The sequence below is a fragment of the Streptomyces sp. NPDC085932 genome, from assembly GCF_044540525.1.
Lineage (GTDB): Bacteria > Actinomycetota > Actinomycetes > Streptomycetales > Streptomycetaceae > Streptomyces > Streptomyces levis.
In genome coordinates, this window is record NZ_JBITSJ010000009.1 from 145,107 (window position 1) to 163,083 (window position 17,977).

16 protein-coding genes are annotated in these 17,977 nt (G+C 73.4%); 12 read left to right on the forward strand and 4 right to left on the reverse strand.

What is annotated here, in order from left to right:
* The first annotated feature begins 150 nt into the window (after window positions 1-150).
* Both ACIGAQ_RS35495 and thiD read left to right on the forward strand, forming a co-directional pair.
* Entirely contained in the window at window positions 151-1,116 is a 966-nt protein-coding gene (locus ACIGAQ_RS35495; protein ID WP_309095148.1) for a thiamine-phosphate kinase, read from the forward strand.
* Window positions 1,113-1,904, forward strand: a complete 792-nt coding sequence (thiD, locus tag ACIGAQ_RS35500) for a bifunctional hydroxymethylpyrimidine kinase/phosphomethylpyrimidine kinase (protein ID WP_399790344.1) — start codon at window positions 1,113-1,115, stop codon at window positions 1,902-1,904. Before ACIGAQ_RS35495 ends, thiD begins: the two co-directional genes overlap by 4 nt.
* 120 nt (window positions 1,905-2,024) lie before the next feature.
* On the opposite strand, the gene rpmB is transcribed toward thiD, so the two are convergent.
* Window positions 2,025-2,210: a 50S ribosomal protein L28 gene (gene rpmB, locus ACIGAQ_RS35505; RefSeq protein WP_003993230.1), complete on the reverse strand. Its 186-nt coding sequence runs from the start codon at window positions 2,208-2,210 to the stop codon at window positions 2,025-2,027.
* 269 nt (window positions 2,211-2,479) lie between these two features.
* Between rpmB and ACIGAQ_RS35510 the strand changes: the two genes are divergently transcribed.
* A complete protein-coding gene (locus tag ACIGAQ_RS35510) occupies window positions 2,480-4,348 on the forward strand; it encodes a DAK2 domain-containing protein (RefSeq protein ID WP_399790347.1) in 1,869 nt (622 codons plus the stop codon).
* 55 nt (window positions 4,349-4,403) lie between these two features.
* Here ACIGAQ_RS35510 and ACIGAQ_RS35515 read toward each other — a convergent pair whose 3' ends face one another.
* The gene (locus ACIGAQ_RS35515) at window positions 4,404-7,364 is read right to left on the reverse strand and encodes a tetratricopeptide repeat protein (protein WP_399790349.1); all 2,961 of its coding nucleotides are present in this window, start codon (window positions 7,362-7,364) and stop codon (window positions 4,404-4,406) included.
* The gene (locus ACIGAQ_RS35520) at window positions 7,361-9,199 is read right to left on the reverse strand and encodes an HSP90 family protein (protein WP_399790352.1); all 1,839 of its coding nucleotides are present in this window, start codon (window positions 9,197-9,199) and stop codon (window positions 7,361-7,363) included. Before ACIGAQ_RS35520 ends, ACIGAQ_RS35515 begins: the two co-directional genes overlap by 4 nt.
* 187 nt (window positions 9,200-9,386) lie before the next feature.
* On the opposite strand from ACIGAQ_RS35520, the gene recG reads away from it, so the two are divergent.
* The 8 genes from recG to mutM all read left to right on the forward strand — a co-directional run bounded on the left by recG (window position 9,387) and on the right by mutM (window position 16,774).
* Entirely contained in the window at window positions 9,387-11,615 is a 2,229-nt protein-coding gene (gene recG / locus ACIGAQ_RS35525; RefSeq protein WP_399790355.1) for an ATP-dependent DNA helicase RecG, read from the forward strand.
* A gap of 86 nt (window positions 11,616-11,701) precedes the next feature.
* Window positions 11,702-12,289: a 16S rRNA (guanine(966)-N(2))-methyltransferase RsmD gene (gene rsmD, locus ACIGAQ_RS35530; RefSeq protein WP_311685425.1), complete on the forward strand. Its 588-nt coding sequence runs from the start codon at window positions 11,702-11,704 to the stop codon at window positions 12,287-12,289.
* A gap of 26 nt (window positions 12,290-12,315) precedes the next feature.
* Complete coding sequence (coaD, locus tag ACIGAQ_RS35535; RefSeq protein WP_094055748.1) at window positions 12,316-12,795, forward strand: pantetheine-phosphate adenylyltransferase; 480 nt, start codon at window positions 12,316-12,318, stop codon at window positions 12,793-12,795.
* 122 nt (window positions 12,796-12,917) lie between these two features.
* Window positions 12,918-13,985, forward strand: a complete 1,068-nt coding sequence (locus ACIGAQ_RS35540; RefSeq protein WP_362281848.1) for a cell division initiation protein — start codon at window positions 12,918-12,920, stop codon at window positions 13,983-13,985.
* A 128-nt stretch (window positions 13,986-14,113) separates the two neighbouring features.
* Window positions 14,114-14,767, forward strand: a complete 654-nt coding sequence (locus ACIGAQ_RS35545) for a YceD family protein (RefSeq protein WP_399790359.1) — start codon at window positions 14,114-14,116, stop codon at window positions 14,765-14,767.
* Between the two features lie 2 nt (window positions 14,768-14,769).
* Window positions 14,770-14,943 (forward strand): 50S ribosomal protein L32, encoded by a 174-nt coding sequence (gene rpmF / locus ACIGAQ_RS35550; protein ID WP_006139588.1) that lies wholly within the window; start codon window positions 14,770-14,772, stop codon window positions 14,941-14,943.
* A 19-nt stretch (window positions 14,944-14,962) separates the two neighbouring features.
* Entirely contained in the window at window positions 14,963-15,802 is an 840-nt protein-coding gene (gene rnc, locus ACIGAQ_RS35555) for a ribonuclease III (RefSeq protein WP_373453382.1), read from the forward strand.
* A gap of 111 nt (window positions 15,803-15,913) precedes the next feature.
* Complete coding sequence (mutM, locus tag ACIGAQ_RS35560; protein WP_399790364.1) at window positions 15,914-16,774, forward strand: bifunctional DNA-formamidopyrimidine glycosylase/DNA-(apurinic or apyrimidinic site) lyase; 861 nt, start codon at window positions 15,914-15,916, stop codon at window positions 16,772-16,774.
* Here the strand turns inward: mutM and ACIGAQ_RS35565 are convergent.
* Entirely contained in the window at window positions 16,747-17,151 is a 405-nt protein-coding gene (locus ACIGAQ_RS35565) for a helix-turn-helix domain-containing protein (protein ID WP_362281842.1), read from the reverse strand. The two genes, mutM and ACIGAQ_RS35565, sit on opposite strands and share 28 nt — an antisense overlap.
* A 107-nt stretch (window positions 17,152-17,258) precedes the next feature.
* On the opposite strand from ACIGAQ_RS35565, the gene ACIGAQ_RS35570 reads away from it, so the two are divergent.
* Window positions 17,259-17,843, forward strand: a complete 585-nt coding sequence (locus tag ACIGAQ_RS35570; RefSeq protein ID WP_311685411.1) for a flavodoxin family protein — start codon at window positions 17,259-17,261, stop codon at window positions 17,841-17,843.
* The last annotated feature ends 134 nt before the right edge of the window (window positions 17,844-17,977 follow it).

The following is a 17,977-nucleotide window of genomic DNA, read 5'->3' on the forward strand; positions in this document are numbered from 1 at the left end:
CGTTGCCGCTCGCCGCGGGGAGACCTGCGGATACCGGGTCTTGCGCGCCGGGGGGCAGGTCCGGCAGAACGTGAGGGTCACCTCGACCGTAGCGGGGGCTCAGAGGCCCCGCGATCGGGCACGGACAGGGACAGAAGGGGAGAAAGGGCAATGAAGGGCACTGTTGGTGAGCTCGGTGAGTTCGGGCTCATCAGGGAGCTCACCTCCCGTCTGACCACCACCCCGGCGGTCCGGGTCGGCCCCGGCGACGACGCCGCCGTGGTGGCCGCCCCCGACCGCAGGGTCGTGGCGAGCACGGACATCCTGGTGGAGGGCCGGCACTTCCGCCGGGACTGGTCGACGGCCTACGACGTGGGGCGCAAGGCCGCCGCGCAGAACCTGGCCGACATCGCCGCCATGGGCGCCGTGCCGACCGCGCTGCTGCTCGGCCTGGTCGTCCCGGCCGAGCTGCCGGTGACGTGGCCGAGCGAGCTGATGGACGGCCTGCGCGACGAGTGCCAGGTGGCGGGCGCGGCCGTGGTCGGCGGGGACGTCGTACGCGGCGACTCGATCATGGTGTCGATCACCGCGCTGGGCGACCTGCGCAACCAGGAGCCGGTGACGCGGGCGGGCGCGCAGCCCGGCGACCTCGTCGCCGTGACGGGCTGGCTGGGCTGGTCGGCGGCCGGGTACGCGGTGCTGTCCCGGGGGTTCCGCTCGCCGCGGGCGTTCGTGGAGGCCCACCGGCGGCCCGAGCCGCCGTACCACGCCGGGCCGGCCGCCGCCGGGCTCGGGGCGACCGCCATGTGCGACGTGAGCGACGGGCTGATCGCCGACCTGGGGCACATCGCCGAGGCCAGCAAGGTGCGCATCGACATCCGCTCCCAGGCGATCGACATCCCCTCCCAGATGAACGACATCGGGCAGGCCGTCGGGGTCGACCCGATGCAGTGGGTGCTGACCGGGGGAGAGGACCACGCGATCGTGGCGACCTTCCCGCCGGACGTGAAGCTGCCCGCCCGCTGGAAGGTCATCGGCGAGGTCCTCAACCCCTCGGCGCTGCCCCAGGTGACGGTCGACGGGGCGCCGTGGACGAGCAAGGGCGGCTGGGACCACTTCGGGGACGTGGAGCCGTGATCCCCACCGTCCTCACGGTCGCCGGCTCCGACTCCGGCGGCGGCGCCGGCATCCAGGCCGACCTGAAGACGATGCTGGCGCTCGGCGTCCACGGCATGAGCGTGATCACCGCCGTGACCGCGCAGAACTCGCTCGGGGTGCAGGGTGCCTGGGAACTGCCCGTGGCGGCCGTGCGCGCCCAGTACCGCAGCGTCGTCGACGACATAGGAGTCCGGGCGGTCAAGACCGGCATGCTCGCCTCGGCGGAACTCGTCGAGGCGGTCGCCGGGTTGATCGCCGGAACGGACGCCCCGGCGGTCGTCGACCCGGTCGGCGTCTCCAAGCACGGCGACTCCCTGCTCGCCGCCTCGGCGCTGGACTCGGTCCGTACGAAGCTGCTGCCGGTGGCGACGGTCGCCACGCCCAACCTCGACGAGGTGGCCCAGCTGACGGGTGTGCGCGTCGAGTCGGAGGGTGACATGCGGCGGGCCGCGGCGGCCGTGCTCGGACACGGGCCGCGCTGGGCGCTGATCAAGGGTGGCCATCTCGCGGGGGACGCCGTGGACCTGCTCACGGACGGCTCCGAGGAGCACTGGCTGCGGGCACCCCGGCATGACAACCGCCACACCCACGGCACCGGCTGCACGCTCGCCTCCGCGATCGCCGCGCAGCTCGCCAAGGGCGACTCCGTACCGGAGGCGGCGGCGGCGGCCAAGGAGTACGTCACCGGGGCCGTCGCGGCCGGGTTCGCGCTCGGCGGGGGCATCGGACCGGTGGATCACGGCTGGCGCTTCCGCGACGGCTCGTGACCGGCTGGGACGGACTGCGGGACGAACCGCCGGGCATGGCCGGGGCACGCCAAAGAGCCGGTCCACCTGGGTGGACCGGCTCCTTCAGCGAACCAGCAGTGGCCGCGCGCTAGCTGAGCGTCAGCGCGAGACCTTGCCGGCCTTGATGCACGAGGTGCAAGCGTTCACGCGCTTCGGCGTCCCGCCCACCACGGTACGCACACGCTGGATGTTCGGGTTCCAGCGGCGGGACGTACGGCGGTGCGAGTGCGAGATGTTGTTGCCGAAGCCCGGCCCCTTGCCGCAGACGTCGCAGTTGGCAGCCACGGGTCACTCCAAAGACTTCAGATGCACTTACGGTTGATCCCGGCATGCCGGGATCGAGATCCTGTGGCTCCGGGGAGCCGGCGAGATCTGAGTGGCGCTGCCAGGTGGGAAAGCCCGATCAGGATCGGGCAACCGGAGCAGCATACAACGGCTGCACCCGTACAAGAAAACTAGCACGGCAGCTCAGGGGCCCGCCCCCGGCCCTCTTCCGGCGGGGACCGCCCCGGGGTCTACGCTGCGAGCCACGTCCAGCAGCTCAGGGAGGCGCGGTGGCGCAGGTGCCGCAGACATTCTTCGATGCTCTCGCGGTGCGCACCTGGTGCGGCCTCGCGCTGGAGACGCTGGGGCGGGCGCGCGAGGAGATCGACGCGATCAACGTCTACCCGGTGGCCGACGGCGACACCGGCACGAACCTGTATCTGACCGTGGAATCCGCGGTCGCGGCCGTCGAGGCGGTGTTCGCCGGCCACGCGGCGGGCCCGGCGGGCGCCGCGGACCCCGCTCCGGCAGGGCCGACCCTGGCCGACGCGGTGCGGGCGATGGCACACGGGGCGCTGATCGGTGCCCGGGGGAACTCCGGGACGATCCTCGCGCAGCTGCTGCGCGGCATGGCCCAGGTGCTGGCCGACGACGCGCAGGCGCACGCCGACGGCCGGGGCCTGCGCCTCGCCCTGCGGCAGGCGGCCGACTCCGCACGCCAGGCCGTGGCCCATCCCGTCGAGGGCACCGTCCTCACGGTCGCCTCGGCCGCCGCCGACGCCGCCGACGCCGCGGGCGGTGCCGAGGGGGACTGCGGGAGCGTGGCCCGCGCCGCCTACGAAGGCGCCCGCGAGGCCCTCGCCGCGACCCCGGAGCAGCTGCCGGTGCTGGACCGCGCGGGCGTGGTCGACGCGGGCGGGCGAGGGCTGGTGGCGGTGCTCGGGGCGTTGGTGGAGACGTTCACGGGGGAGCGGCCGCGCGGACCGGTGGCGAGCGCGGGGCGGGTGCCGGGAGCGAGCGCGGGGCGGGTGCCGGAGGCGAGGGCCTCGGGGCCGGCGAGCGGGGTGTCCGCGCCGGGGTCCGGGGAACCGGCCGTGGCGCACGCGCGCGTGGGGCCGGAACCGGTGGGCGAGGAACCGGCCGGGGCCGCGGCGCACGCGGCCGTGGAGCCCTTCGACGACCCCCTGACGACCTGTGCCGACCCGGGCGACGGCACCGACCCGCCCCACCAGGACGGGCCCGCCTTCGAGGTGATCTACCTCCTGGAGGCCGAGGACGCGGCCGTCGCGCGGCTGCGGCGGCGGCTCGACGCCCTCGGGGACTCCCTGGTCGTGGTCGGCGGCGACGGGCTGTGGAACGTGCACGTCCACGTCGACGACGCGGGCGCCGCCGTCGAGGCCGGGATCGAGGCCGGGCGCCCCCACCGGATCAGGATCACGCACTTCGGCGCCCATGACGTCCACACCACGGGCGCCGAGCGCGCGCCCCGGGAGCGCGCGCAACGCGCCGTCGTCGCCGTCGTGCCCGGCGAGGGCCTGGCCGGGCTGTACGCCGAGGCCGGCGCGACCACCGTGCTCGCCCGCCCCGGGGAGCCGCCCGCGAGCGGCGAGCTCGTCCAGGCCGTACGGCGGGCCCACGCGCGCGAGGTCGTGCTGCTGCCGAACGACGACGAGCTGCGCCACACCGCGGCGGCGGCCGCCGAGCAGGTCCGCACGGAGGGCGTCCGCGTCGCGCTCATCCCGACCCGCTCGGCGATCCAGGGCATCGCGGCGCTGGCCGTGCACGAGCCCGGGCGCCGCTTCGACGAGGACGTCGTGTCGATGACCTCGGCGGCGGGAGCCACCCGCCACGCCGAGGTCACCGTCGCCGAGGCCGAGTCCTGGACCATGGCGGGCATCTGCCAGGCCGGCGACGTCCTCGGCCTGATCGACGGCGACGTGGCCGTGATCGGCTCGGACGTCACCGCCACGGCGGCGGCCGTGCTGGACCGGATGCTCGCGGCCGGGGGCGAGATGGTCACCCTGGTCCTCGGCGACGAGGTCCCCGACACCGTCGCCGAGCACCTCCAGGACCGGGTCCGCGAGGGCTACCTGGCCGTCGACACGGTCGTCTACCGAGGCGGACGACAGGGATCCCTGCTCCTCATCGGCGTCGAATAGGACGGGCCGGCACGGTGGGTGCCTCGCGCCGGGCTCGCTGTGGGCGACGGGCGTCTCAGTCCTGGTTCTGCTCCGTCGCGACGCGGAGCAGGTGTTCGGCCTCCGCCCGCCGGGTCCGTACCGCCTCGCCGGTGTCGTCGGCGTCCTCGGGCGACTTCCCGCCGTCCGTGCCGTCGGCACCGGCGTACGCCGCCAGCACCGCACGTGCGCGTGCCCTCGCCTCGGTGAGGCGGCCCAGCTCGACCTCCAGCCGGCCCGCGGTGAGCTCGGCGTCGGTGCGGCTGTGCAGGGCGCCGTCCCCGAGGGCGGCGAACACCTCGGCAGACGCCCGCAGTTGGGACAGTGCCTCCTCGAACAGGGCCGGGAGCGGGGTCCCGGCGTCGCCGCCGGAGGCGGCCCGGGCCAGCAGGTCGCCGAACTGGCGATGGGTGTGGCCCAGTTCGGCGACGAACGACTGCCGGGACTCCTCGTCGGCCGCCGCGTCCCGTGCCCTCCCGCACTCCCGGAGCGCGTCCGCCATCAGCGCCCGGGCCGCCGTGAGGCCGTCCGGCGTGCGCAACGCCAGCCAGGCGCGGGCGCGCAGGGAACGGACCAGGCCCTGCGGGTTGCCGAGGTCCCGCCACAGCTCGCCCGCGCGCGCGTAGGCCCGCTCGGCCTCGGCGGCCAGTCCCGCCTGCCCGAGGGATTCCCCGGCCAGGTGCGCGAGGGTCGCGTGGTCGTACTGCTCGGGCCAGGTGCGGGCGATCTCGGCCGCCTGCAGGCGCCGTTCGGCGGCCGCGCGGTGCTCGCCGAGTTCGCTCAGGCAGTCGCCGAGCCACCACTGCGTCTGCACGATCGCCCCGTCGCCGTGCGTCTCTGCGCTCAGGTCGGGCAGCGCCGACTCCAGCACCTCCGCCGCCTCCGCCCATCGCCCCTGCCGCAATAGGAACCCGCCGAGCTGCTGCCGCGCCCAGGCGCCCAGGGTGGCGCTCTCGCCGGCCGCGTCGGCCCAGTGCGCGGCCTCCAGCGCGTGCTGCGCGGCCTCGGCGACCTCGTCCCGGTTGCCCAGCAGCTCGGCGAGCTGGAGGTGCAGCTGGGCCCGCCCGGGCGCCTCCAGATGCGCTCCGCCGTGCTCCAGGGCGGCCCGCAGCGCCCGCTCCGCCTCGGCCGTGTCGCCGAGGTGGTGCGCGAGGGACGCCAGCCGGGCCTCGTACTCCACGGCGAACCAGGGCAGCCCCGCCCCGACGAACGCGGCCGCGCCCCGCGCGAACAGCTCCACGGCCGCCGCCAGGTCTCCCCGCAGTCCCGCCAGCTCGGCGAGCATCGCCTGGGCCTCGGCGGCCCGCGCGGCCAGCCGTACGTCCTCGCCGGTGCGCCCGTCGACGAGGGCCAGGACCTCGCGCACGGCGGCCTCGGCCGTGCCGTACGCGGCCTCCGCGCCGGGTCCCTCCGCCGCGTGCGCCCGGCGCAGCAGGACCCGGGCCCGGCCCATCAGGACGGCCGCCGTCTGCCGTGTCCCGGTGCCACCGGCGGCGTACAGCGCGAGGACCTCCTCGTACGGCCCCGCCACGGCCGCGACCGCCGCGGCGATGTCACCGCCCAGCGCCCGCACGTACGCCGCACGCGCGCGTGCCGCCAGCGCCTCGCCCGGGTCGCCGGCCTCCGTGTACAGCTCCGCGGCTCGTTCGAACAGCGCGGCGCCCGCCGGGCCGAGGCCCATCGCCTCGTGGTCGGCGATCTCGGCCCGGTCGCGCGGGTCCAGCTCGACGCCCTCCGCGGCCCGGGCGACCGCCGCCCACGCCTCCACGGCGTGCGGTCGCAGGTGGTCCGACAGCCGCCGCGCCTCGGCCAACAGGGAGGGCAGATCCGGCTGCCCGTCGGCGGTGGCCACGGCCGCCGGGGGAGCGGGTACGGGGGCCGGACCGACCGAGCGCACCCCCAGTGGCAGCCGCTCGGCGAGCGGCTTCTGTGCCATGCGCGCCCGGGCCCGCTCGCCCACGCGGGTCGTGCCGTTGCGTTCGTCGAAGCGGGCCGCCAGCGCGAGGGCGTCCGCACGCGCGCGTGCCGCGAGTTCCCGTGCGGTCCACTCCCGGCCGGCCGGGCCCGGCACCTGCCGGTCGCCGAGACCGAGCGCGGTGAGGCGGTCCATGAGCAGGGCCACCACGCTCAGGAAGTCCAGCCTGCTCTGCGGCTGCCCGTCGTCCGTGAAGTACGCCGGCCGCTCCGCGAGCAGTTCGAGCCCCCGCGCCTCGTTGCCGGTCAGCGCGCAGAACTCCACGTGCTCCGCGTAGGCGCCGCGCATGCTCTCCATGGTCCGGACGAGGCGGAACCCCCGCAGATGGTTGGCCCGGGCCTCGTCCATGCGGCCCAGCCGCAACAGCGGCACCAGGGAGGAGGCCAGGGTCGTGTGCGGCTCGTGGGCACAGGTGTACCGGCCCTCCAGTACCGGCCGCCACAGCTCCAGGGCCTCCTCGTCGCGGCCCAGCTCGGCCTGCCACCAGCCCTGCCCGTGCAGCTCGCAGGCGTGGCAGTCGGACATGGCGTCCCGGTCGGCGGCCAGCCACGCGGCGTACGCCCGCTCCGCGCGCGGCACGTCCCCGACATGCGCGGCGACACTGTGCTCGGCGCTGCGCACGGCCCCTTCCGCGTACCCGGCGAGCCGGTAGCGGCGCTCCATCTCGCCGAGCCACTTCTCGATCGAGGCGAGCGGGATGTGCGGCTGGTCGAGCATGCCGGACGACACCCACTTGAAGACCCAGTGCAGGGAGTGCGCCTCGAACTCGTCGAAGTCCTCGGGCCGTTCGTCCCACATCCGCAGCAGCCGCGCGAAGGGGACGAACATCTTTCCCTTCTCGGAGCTGTAGTTGTAGACCTTCAGCTGGTGCCCGAGCGCCTCGATCACGGCGAGCGGGACGTGCAGCTTCTCGGCCGCCGCCAGCAGCTCCTCCGCGCGCGCGTTGCGGGCCGGTCCCTCCGGCCGCTCGGCATTCTCCGCCATCGCCTCGCGCAGCGCGTCGAGGTCCGTGATCCCGCTCATGCCTGACCGTCCTCGCTGTGCGTGGCCCACTCCAGCAGGCCGATGAACGCGCGGTTGAGCAGCGCCGAGTCGGCGGGCCTGAGCGGCCGCTGCGCCATCAGCAGCGCCTGCCCGTACAGCGACTCCGTGGCCGTGCCGATGAGCTCCGCGTCGGGCAGGGCGCTGATCCGCCGCACGAGCGGGTTGAGATGGTTCAGCACCAGACGCGCGCGGGGCGCGCTGCCGCGCAGGGAGCCGAGGATGCCCGCCCACAGGTCGTCGGCGCGCTCCTCGGCGTCCGCCCGGGCCTGTTCGTGCCGGGCGTCGCGGTCGTCGAGGTGCAGCGCGGGCACGGACAGCGGATGGAACGCCCGCAGCACGACATCGCAGCCCAGCGGGTCGAGCCGGGCCCGCGCGGCGGCCAGGAAGCCGGACAGGGCCAGCTCCTCGGCCGGGTCGACCGCGTCCAGGTGCGCGGTCACCGTCTCGGCGTCCAGCTCGGCGACCACGGTCCCCGGCCGCACCGACGGCAGCGCCTCCACCAGCTCGCTGTCGTACGTGTAGCCGCCGTTGATCACGCCGATGCCCTGCGCGGAGGCGATCGGCGCGACCTGCCGGTACTCCTCCACCGTCCGCGTGAAGTGCACCACCGGGTGCCGCTGCGCGAACTCCTCCAGGGACAGCCGCCCGTCGGTCGTCTCGAAGGGCAGCCACGGCAGCATCGTGCGCAGCATCTCCCGGTCGTGCCGCGCCAGGGACTTCACGCCCAGGTGGTGCACCGCCAGGAACGCGGCCAGCCGTTCCGGATCACCGGCCGCGAGACCCGTCAGCCACGCGCGGATCCGTTCGCCCAGCGCTTCGCGCACGGCGGCCAGCGTCTCGTCCTCGTACAGCGCCTCGCGCGAGGCCGTCGGCCGCAGGCTGTCCGTGTCGAGCACGCAGCGCACGAAGAACGCCCAGTCGGGCAGCAGCTGTTCGGCCCGCTCGGTCAGCAGCATGCCCTTGAGGTGCACGCGGTGCCCCGCGCGCTGCGCCGGGCTCACCGCCGCCGGCAGCACGTACGCCACCCCGCGGATGCCCGCCACCGGCACGGACAGGTCGACGGTGTCCAGCGGCGTGAACCCGAACAGCTCGTGGCAGTGCCGCGCGAGGGCGACCCGCCGGGCGGCCGGGCCCGGGTACGGGCGGTCCCACGGCGCGGGCAGGTCGGTGACCGCCTCGTCGCCCACCCGGACGTCGTACGGCAGCAGCGACCCGAAGTCCCGGGCCAGCGCCTCGACCCGTCCGGGCGCCAGCCACTCCGCGGCCCCGGGCCGGGCCACCAGGTGCACGGTGGTGCCCGGTTCGGGCCGCTCGGCGTCCGGCACGGTCCGCACGGTGTACGAACCGTCGTCGGACGCCGTCCACTCCACCGGCGGCGCCCCGGGCGTACGGGCGCTGCGGCTGACCACGCGGATCCGCTCGGCGACGACGAAACACGCCAGCAGGCCGATGCCGAACTGCCCGAGGAAGTCCGACCGGGCCTCCTGCAGCCCCTCGGCGCGCTTGGAACTGCGCCCGATGGTGGCGAGCAGGCTGTGCACGTCCGCCTCGGTGAGCCCCACGCCGGTGTCCTCGACGCGCAGCGCGCCGCCCTCCGCGTACAGCCGGACCCGGGCCGGAGCATCGGGTTCCGTCGCGCGTCTGGCGGTGATCGCGTCCACGGCGTTCTGCAGCAGCTCGCGCAGATACACCTTCGGACTGGAGTAGAGGTGGTGGGAGAGCAGGTCCACCAGACCACGCAGGTCGACCTGGAACGTGTGAGGTGAGGGAGGCGGAGGAGAGGGCTGGGATGCCGGTGAGGTCTGGGAGTCCATCTTCACGGCGCCGGTGGGGGACTCGCGACGGCGCGGGGTCGGGCGGTCCCGGTGGAGCGGTGACCGCGAAAGAGGGCCGGGAGCGCGTCATCCTATGGCCCTGGCGAGCCGCCTGACCAGGGGTTTCCGGGATCTTTACGACGATCCGGCCACCGCCTGGAGGCCATTGTCAGTGACGTGGTGTGCAATGGATCTCGTGCCCGCACTGGAAGAACCGCTGCAACAACCCCTGAAGTCGGTGCTCGGCCCCGCCACCGCGAAGGTGATGGCCGAGCACCTCGGCCTGCACACCGTCGGCGACCTGCTCCACCACTACCCGCGCAGATACGAGGAGCGCGGCCAGCTCACCCACCTCGCCGACCTCCCCATGGACGAGCACGTCACGGTGGTCGCCCAGGTCGCCGACGCGCGGCTGCACACCTTCGCCTCCGCCAAGGCCCCGCGCGGCAAGGGCCAGCGCCTGGAGGTCACGATCACGGACGGCAGCGGCCGGCTCCAACTGGTCTTCTTCGGGGCGGGCGTCCACAAGCCCCACAAGGAACTCCTGCCGGGCACGCGCGCGATGTTCGCGGGCAAGGTCTCCGTCTTCAACCGCCGCCTCCAACTCGCCCACCCTGCCTACGAGTTGCTGCGCGGCGACCCGGAGGAGTCCGTCGAGACCTGGGCGGGCGCCCTGATCCCGATCTATCCCGCCACCGCCAAGCTGGAGTCCTGGAAGATCGGCAAGGCGCTCCAGACGGTCCTGCCCACGGCCCAGGAGGCCGTCGACCCGCTCCCGGAGAGCCTGCGCCGGGGCCGCGGCCTCGTCCCGCTCCCCGAGGCCCTCCTCAAGATCCACCGCCCGCACACCAAGGCCGACATCGAGGACGCCCGCTCCCGCCTGAAGTGGGACGAGGCGTTCGTCCTCCAGGTCGCCCTGGCCCGCCGCCGCCACGCGGATGCCCAACTCCCCGCCGTGCCCCGCCGGCCCGCCCCGGACGGCCTCCTCACCGCCTTCGACGCCCGCCTCCCCTTCACCCTCACCGAGGGCCAGCAGCGCGTCTCCCGCGAGATCTTCGCCGACCTGGCCACGGACCATCCGATGCACCGGCTGCTGCAAGGGGAGGTCGGCAGCGGAAAGACCATGGTGGCGCTGCGCGCCATGCTCGCCGTCGTCGACTCCGGCGGGCAGGCCGCGATGCTCGCGCCCACCGAGGTGCTCGCCCAGCAGCACCACCGGTCGGTCGTCGAGATGATGGGCGAGCTGGCCGAGGGCGGCATGCTGGGCGGGGCCGAGCAGGGCACCAAGGTCGTGCTGCTCACCGGCTCCATGGGCACGGCCGCCCGCCGTCAGGCCCTGCTCGACCTGACCACCGGCGAGGCCGGCATCGTCATCGGCACGCACGCGCTGATCGAGGACAAGGTGCAGTTCCACGACCTGGGCCTGGTCGTCGTCGACGAACAGCACCGCTTCGGCGTCGAGCAGCGCGACGCCCTGCGCGGCAAGGGCAGGCAGCCCCCGCATCTGCTCGTCATGACGGCCACGCCCATCCCGCGCACGGTCGCCATGACGGTCTTCGGGGACCTGGAGACCTCCGTCCTCGACCAGCTCCCGGCCGGCCGTTCCCCGATCGCCAGCCATGTCGTCCCGGCCGCCGACAAGCCGCACTTCCTGGCCCGGGCCTGGGAGCGCGTCCGCGAGGAGGTGTCCAACGGCCACCAGGCCTACGTCGTCTGCCCCCGCATCGGCGACGAGGAGGACGACCCGAAGAAGGCCGGCCGCAAGAAGCCCCCGGAGTCCCCGGAGGACGCCGCCGAGAAGCGCCCGCCCCTGGCCGTCCTGGACGTGGCCGACCAGCTCGCCAAGGGCCCCCTGAAGGGCCTGCGCGTCGAGGTCCTGCACGGCCGGATGCACCCGGACGACAAGGACGCCGTCATGCGCCGCTTCGCCGCCGGTGACACCGACGTCCTGGTCGCCACGACGGTCATCGAGGTCGGCGTCAACGTCCCCAACGCCACCGCGATGGTGATCATGGACGCCGACCGCTTCGGCGTCTCCCAGCTCCACCAGCTGCGCGGCCGCGTGGGGCGCGGCTCGGCCCCCGGCCTGTGCCTGCTGGTGACCGAGATGCCCGAGGCGAGCGCCGCCCGTCAGCGCCTGAACGCCGTGGCGTCCACGCTGGACGGCTTCGAGCTCTCCCGCATCGACCTCGAACAGCGCCGCGAGGGCGACGTCCTCGGCCAGGCCCAGTCGGGCGCCCGCACGAGCCTCAGGATGCTCGCCGTCATCGAGGACGAGGAGATCATCGCGGAGGCCCGGGAGGAGGCGACGGCCGTCGTGGCCGCGGACCCGGAGCTGACCGGCCTGCCGGCCCTGCGGACGGCCCTGGACGCCCTCCTGGACGAGGAGAGGGAGCAGTACCTGGAGAAGGGGTGAGGGTGACCGACCCTCCTCCAGGGGCGCGAGGAACTGCGCGACCAGCCACACTGATACCGAAAACCGCCCCCGACCAAGGACCGAAGATGACCCGCGTGATCGCCGGCGCCGCCGGCGGACGTCGCCTGGCCGTACCCCCAGGCACCGGCACCCGCCCCACCTCCGACCGCGCACGCGAAGGCCTCTTCTCGACCTGGCAGTCCCTCCTCGGCGGCCCCCTGGACGGCGAGCGCGTGCTGGACCTCTACGCGGGCTCCGGCGCGGTCGGCCTGGAGGCCCTCTCCCGGGGCGCGGGCCACACGCTCCTCGTCGAAGCCGATGCCAGAGCCGCCCGCGTCGTCCGCGAGAACGTCAAGAACCTCGGCCTCCCCGGCGCCGAGGTCAGAGCGGGCAAAGCGGAACAGATCATCCGTACCGCACCCCCCGGCGACCCGTACGACCTCGTCTTCCTCGACCCGCCGTACGCCGTCACGGACGACGATCTTCGGGAGATCCTCCTCACACTCCGCTCGGAGGGCTGGCTCGCCGAGGAAGCCCTCGTCACCGTGGAGCGCAGCACCAGAGGCGGTGAATTCCGGTGGCCCGAGGGTTTCGAACCCCTCCGGGCCCGTCGCTACGGCGAGGGAACGTTTTGGTACGGTCGCGCCGCCTCTACGTGCGAAGACGCACGATGACCGGACCGGAGAGCGAGGGATCACAAGTGCGCCGTGCCGTCTGTCCCGGGTCGTTCGACCCGATCACCAACGGACACCTCGACATCATCTCCCGCGCCTCCAGGCTGTACGACGAGGTCTACGTCGCGGTGATGATCAACCAGGCCAAGCGGGGCCTGTTCGAGATCGAGGAGCGGATCGACCTGATCCGCCGGGTCACCGCCGAGTACGGCAACGTCCGCGTCGAGGCCTTCCACGGCCTCCTCGTCGACTTCTGCAAGCAGCGCGACATCCCCGCCATCGTCAAGGGCCTGCGCGCGGTCAGCGACTTCGACTACGAGCTGCAGATGGCCCAGATGAACAACGGCCTCTCGGGCGTGGAGACCCTCTTCATCCCCACCAACCCCACCTACAGCTTCCTGTCGTCCTCCCTGGTCAAGGAGGTCGCGACCTGGGGCGGCGACGTCTCCCACCTGGTGCCCGCCGAGGTCCTCCAGGCGCTCACGGAGCGGCTGCGCAAGGACTGACCGCGTCCCGCCGCGTCCCGCGCGGACCTGACCACCCGTCACCCGGTGTCCGGCGGGTGCCCCGTGGCCGTACAGTCGTCCCGTCCGTCTCCAACGCATCTGTAGAGAGTGGCGAGCACACGGTGGACGTGCAGAAGAAGCTCGACGAGATCGTCACCACGATCTCCGGCGCCCGGTCCATGCCCATGTCGGCCTCGTGCGTGGTCAACCGCGCCGAGCTGCTCGCGATGCTGGAAGAGGTGCGCGCGGCGCTGCCCGACTCCCTCGCCCAGGCCCAGGAGCTGATCGGCGGCCGCGAGCAGATGGTCGAGCAGGCCCGCCAGGAGGCCCAGCGGATCATCGAGAGCGCCCACGCCGAGCGCGGCTCGCTGATCTCCGACACCGAGATCGCCCGCCGTTCCCAGGCCGAGGCCGACCGGATCCTCGCCGAGGCCCGCAAGGAGGCCGAGGAGGTCCGCGCCGAGGCCGACGAGTACGTCGACTCCAAGCTCGCCAACTTCGAGGTCGTCCTCACCAAGACCCTCGGCTCCGTCGGCCGCGGCCGCGAGAAGCTCCTCGGCACCGGCCCCGGCACCGACGAGCAGGGCTACCAGGACGAGGACGCCCCCGAGCGCAGCCACGACCCCGAGACCCAGCGCCGCACCGCCGACGACTACGTCGACGCCAAGCTCGGCGCCTTCGAGGCCGTCCTCGCCAAGACCCTGGAGGCCGTCGGGCGCGGCCGGCAGAAGCTGCACGGCCGGATCGCCACCGACGACCTCGGCGCCCTGGCCGACGACACCAGCACGGTCCAGCACTCCAGCGACGCCGACTACCTCGCCGACCTGGCCGCCCTCGCCGAGCAGCCGTCCGCGCCCGCCGAGCGCCCCGCCGCCCGGCAGCAGGACTACGCCCAGCCCCAGCCGGCGTACGGCTACCAGCAGCAGCCCGACCCCTACGGCGGCTACCCGCAGCAGGCCTACGCGGCGCAGCAGGACCCGTACGGCTACCAGCAGGCCGATCCCTACGCCTACCAGGGCTACGACCCGCAGCAGGCCGCCTACGACCCGAACCAGCAGCAGCCGCAACAGGGCCACCAGGGACACCAGAGCCGGCAGGGGTACGCCCTCGACGAGACCAGCCTGTTCGACACCAGCATGATCAGTGCCGAGCAGCTCCGGGCCTACGAGCAGGGCCGCGGGCAGGGCTGAGCACCGGATTGGGCCGACAGCGAAAGGTCCAGTATCCTGGCTCTTCGGTCGCGCGTACGTCCGCGATCCACGCTGCCCGGGAACACCGCGGGGCAGTGTCCCTCTGAGTTCGAAGATCGAAAGCAGGAATGGCTCTGAACGCCCGCCTCGACCACCGCAACCCCCTCGTGTTCGACACGCACGAGCTGGGACGGCGTCCTGGTGCGCTGCAGCGCCTGACCCGCACGGTCGACGCTCCCCAGGACCTCGGTATCAAGGGAGTCATCGGAGTGCCGGAAGGCGCCCCGGTGGAGCTCGAACTCCGTCTGGAGTCGGTCATGGAAGGGGTGCTCGTCACAGGCACCGCCCGTGCCACGGCCGAGGGGGAGTGCGTAAGGTGTCTGGAGCCGCTGGAGCAGGAGCTCGAAGCGGACTTCCAGGAGATGTTCTCGTACCCTGACGCCGACGACCGGGGCCGCGTGATCGCGGAACCGGGCGACGACGCCGAGGACGACGAGGACAGGCTCTTCCTCGAGGACGGCTTGTTCGACCTCGAGCCCGTGCTGCGTGATGCGGTGGTGCTCGCACTGCCGATGCAGCCGGTGTGCCAGGAAGACTGCCCTGGTCTGTGCGCCGACTGCGGCGCGCGGCTGGCGGACGACCCGGACCACCACCATGACGCCGTCGACATCCGTTGGGCGGCATTGCAGGGACTCGCCGGCACCATGTCGGACGGCGAGAAGGACGAGATGAGCGGCGGCGCGCCTCAGTCAGCACGCGCCGACGAGAAGCAGGAGAAGTAGCCGTGGCTGTTCCGAAGCGGAAGATGTCGCGCAGCAACACGCGCCACCGCCGGTCGCAGTGGAAGGCTGCGGTCCCCACCCTGGTTGCGTGCGAGCGCTGCCACGAGCCCAAGCTGCAGCACATCGCGTGCCCGGCGTGCGGCACCTACAACAAGCGCCAGGTCCTCGAGGTCTGAGCGGTCGGTGAGAGGCACTGTGTCCACGCCTAAGAACAAGTCTTCCCGCGTGAGCGGGAGTGCTCCGGCGGACAACCAGGCCTCGTCCCACACGCTTCTGGAAGGGCGGCTCGGCTACAAGGTCGAGTCCGCCCTTCTGGTGCGCGCACTGACCCACCGGTCGTACGCATACGAGAACGGCGGTCTGCCGACCAACGAGCGCCTGGAGTTCCTCGGGGACTCCGTCCTCGGCCTCGTGGTCACGGACACGCTGTACCGCACCCACCCCGACCTGCCGGAAGGCCAGCTGGCCAAACTCCGGGCCGCGGTGGTCAACTCGCGTGCGCTCGCCGAGGTGGGCCGCGGGCTCGACCTGGGCTCCTTCATCCGGCTCGGCCGCGGTGAAGAGGGCACGGGCGGGCGGGACAAGGCGTCCATCCTGGCCGACACCCTGGAAGCGGTGATCGGCGCGGTCTACCTCGACCAGGGCCTGGACTCGGCGGCGGAGCTGGTGCACCGCCTGTTCGACCCCCTGATCGAGAAGTCCTCGAACCTCGGAGCCGGCCTGGACTGGAAGACCAGTCTCCAGGAGCTCACCGCGACCGAGGGGCTCGGCGTCCCCGAGTACCTGGTCACGGAGACCGGACCCGACCACGAGAAGACCTTCACTGCTGCCGCCCGCGTCGGAGGCGTCTCGTACGGCACCGGCACCGGCCGCAGCAAGAAGGAGGCGGAGCAGCAGGCCGCCGAGTCCGCCTGGCGGTCCATCCGGGCCGCCGCGGACGAGCGTGCCAAGGCGGCCAAGGCCGCCGAGGAGACGCAGACGGCGGCGGCACAGGCCGCCCACACGGCCGTCGACGGCAGCACCGTCGACGGCTGACGAGCCGGCCGCCCGCACCGGGCGTCCGGCCACAGCACAGCGCACCCGAGCGCCCGCCCCTGCCCGGGGCGGGCGCTCGGGTCGTCCGCAGGTTCGTGACGGGGGATCCCCATGCCCGAGTTGCCGGAGGTCGAGGTCGTACGGCGCGGTCTTGAGCGGTGGGTCGCCCACCGGACCGTCGCCGAGACCGAGGTGCTGCACCCGCGCGCGGTGCGCCGCCACCTCGCGGGCGCCGACGACTTCGCGCACCGCCTCAAGGGCCACCGCATCGGCGTCCCGGGCCGCCGCGGCAAGTACCTGTGGCTGCCCCTGGAGGACACGGACCAGTCGATCCTGGCCCACCTCGGGATGAGCGGTCAGCTGCTGGTCCAGCCGCACACGGCCCCCGACGAGAAGCACCTGCGCATCCGCGTCCGCTTCACCGACGCCCTGGACACCGAACTGCGCTTCGTCGACCAGCGCACCTTCGGCGGACTGTCGCTGCACGAGAACACCCCGGCCGGGCTGCCCGACGTCATCGCGCACATCGCCCGGGACCCGCTCGACCCGCTCTTCGACGACGAGGCGTTCCACCAGGCGCTGCGCCGCAAGCGGACCACGATCAAGCGGGCCCTGCTCGACCAGTCACTGATCAGCGGTGTCGGCAACATCTACGCGGACGAGGCGCTGTGGCGCTCCCGCATCCACTACGAGCGCCCCACCGCGACCTTCACCCGCCCGCGCACCCAGCTGCTCCTGGGGCACGTACGGGACGTGATGAACGCGGCCCTCGCCGTGGGCGGCACCAGCTTCGACAGCCTGTACGTCAACGTCAACGGCGAGTCGGGCTACTTCGACCGGTCCCTCGACGCGTACGGCCGTGAGGGACTGCCCTGCCGGCGCTGCGGCACGCCCATGCGCCGCCGGGCCTGGATGAACCGGTCGAGCTACTTCTGCCCGCAGTGTCAGCGGGCGCCGCGCGTCTCGTCGTAGCGCTCGCGCGCGGCGAGCACGTCGTCCATCCGCCCTTCCACGTAGTGGATGAGGCTCAGCAGCCGCTCGGCGACCCCGCGCCCGAGCGGCGTCAGCTCGTAGTCCACCCGGGGTGGGTTGGTGGGCTGCGCCTCGCGGTGCACCAGGCCGTCGCGCTCCAGGGCGTGCAGGGTCTGGGAGAGCATCTTCTCGCTCACGCCGTCGACGCGGCGGCGCAGTTCGTTGAAGCGGAGCGAGCCCTCGTACAGGGCGCCGAGCGTCAGTCCGCCCCAGCGTCCCGTGACGTGTTCGAGCGTGCCGCGCGAGGGACAGGCCTTGGCGAACACGTTGTACGGGAGGTCGTCCAGCCTCTCCGTGGGCTCCTGGGTGGTGGTCATGGATCCAGCGTACGTCAGCACAGCGCTAACCGGCAGGTTGCACTAACTAGAAGTTAGTGCTTTCCTTTGGTCATCTTCAGCGACCTGCCCATTCAAGGAGTTCCTCCGTGACCACCCCTGTCGTCTCCCTTGCCTACCATTCCGGCTACGGCCACACCGCCGTCCTTGCCGAGGCCGTCCGTGCCGGTGCCGTCGAGGCGGGTGCCGAGGTGCACCTGATCAGCGTCGACGAGATCACCGAGGAGCAGTGGGCGGTCCTCGACCGTTCGGACGCCATCGTGTTCGGATCGCCGACCTACATGGGCACCGCGTCCGGCGCCTTCCACGTCTTCGCGGAGGCCACCTCGCAGCGCTGGGCCACCCAGGCCTGGAAGGACAAGCTGGCCGCCGGCTTCACCAACTCCGCCTCCAAGAGCGGCGACAAGCTGCACACCCTGCAGTACTTCCAGATCCTCGCCGCCCAGCTCGGCATGCACTGGGTCAACCTGGGGCTGCTCCCGGGCTGGAACAGCAGCACCGGCTCCGAGCACGACCTGAACCGCCTCGGCGTCTTCGCGGGCGCGGCGGCGCAGACCAACGCCGACGAGGGCCCGGAGGCCGTCCACAAGGCCGACATCGCCACGGCCGAACAGCTGGGCCGCCGCGTGACGGAGACGGCGAGGACCTTCCTCAGGGGCCTGGCCGCGGCGTGAGCCCTGCGCTGACGCGGTGAGCAGCGACCACGGACACACCGGCCGGTTCCCGGGGGCATTCCGGGAGCCGGCGCACGGCCACCCGGCAGGGCCGCCCCTGCACGCCTCGGTACGCGCGGCGGGCGAGCCTTACG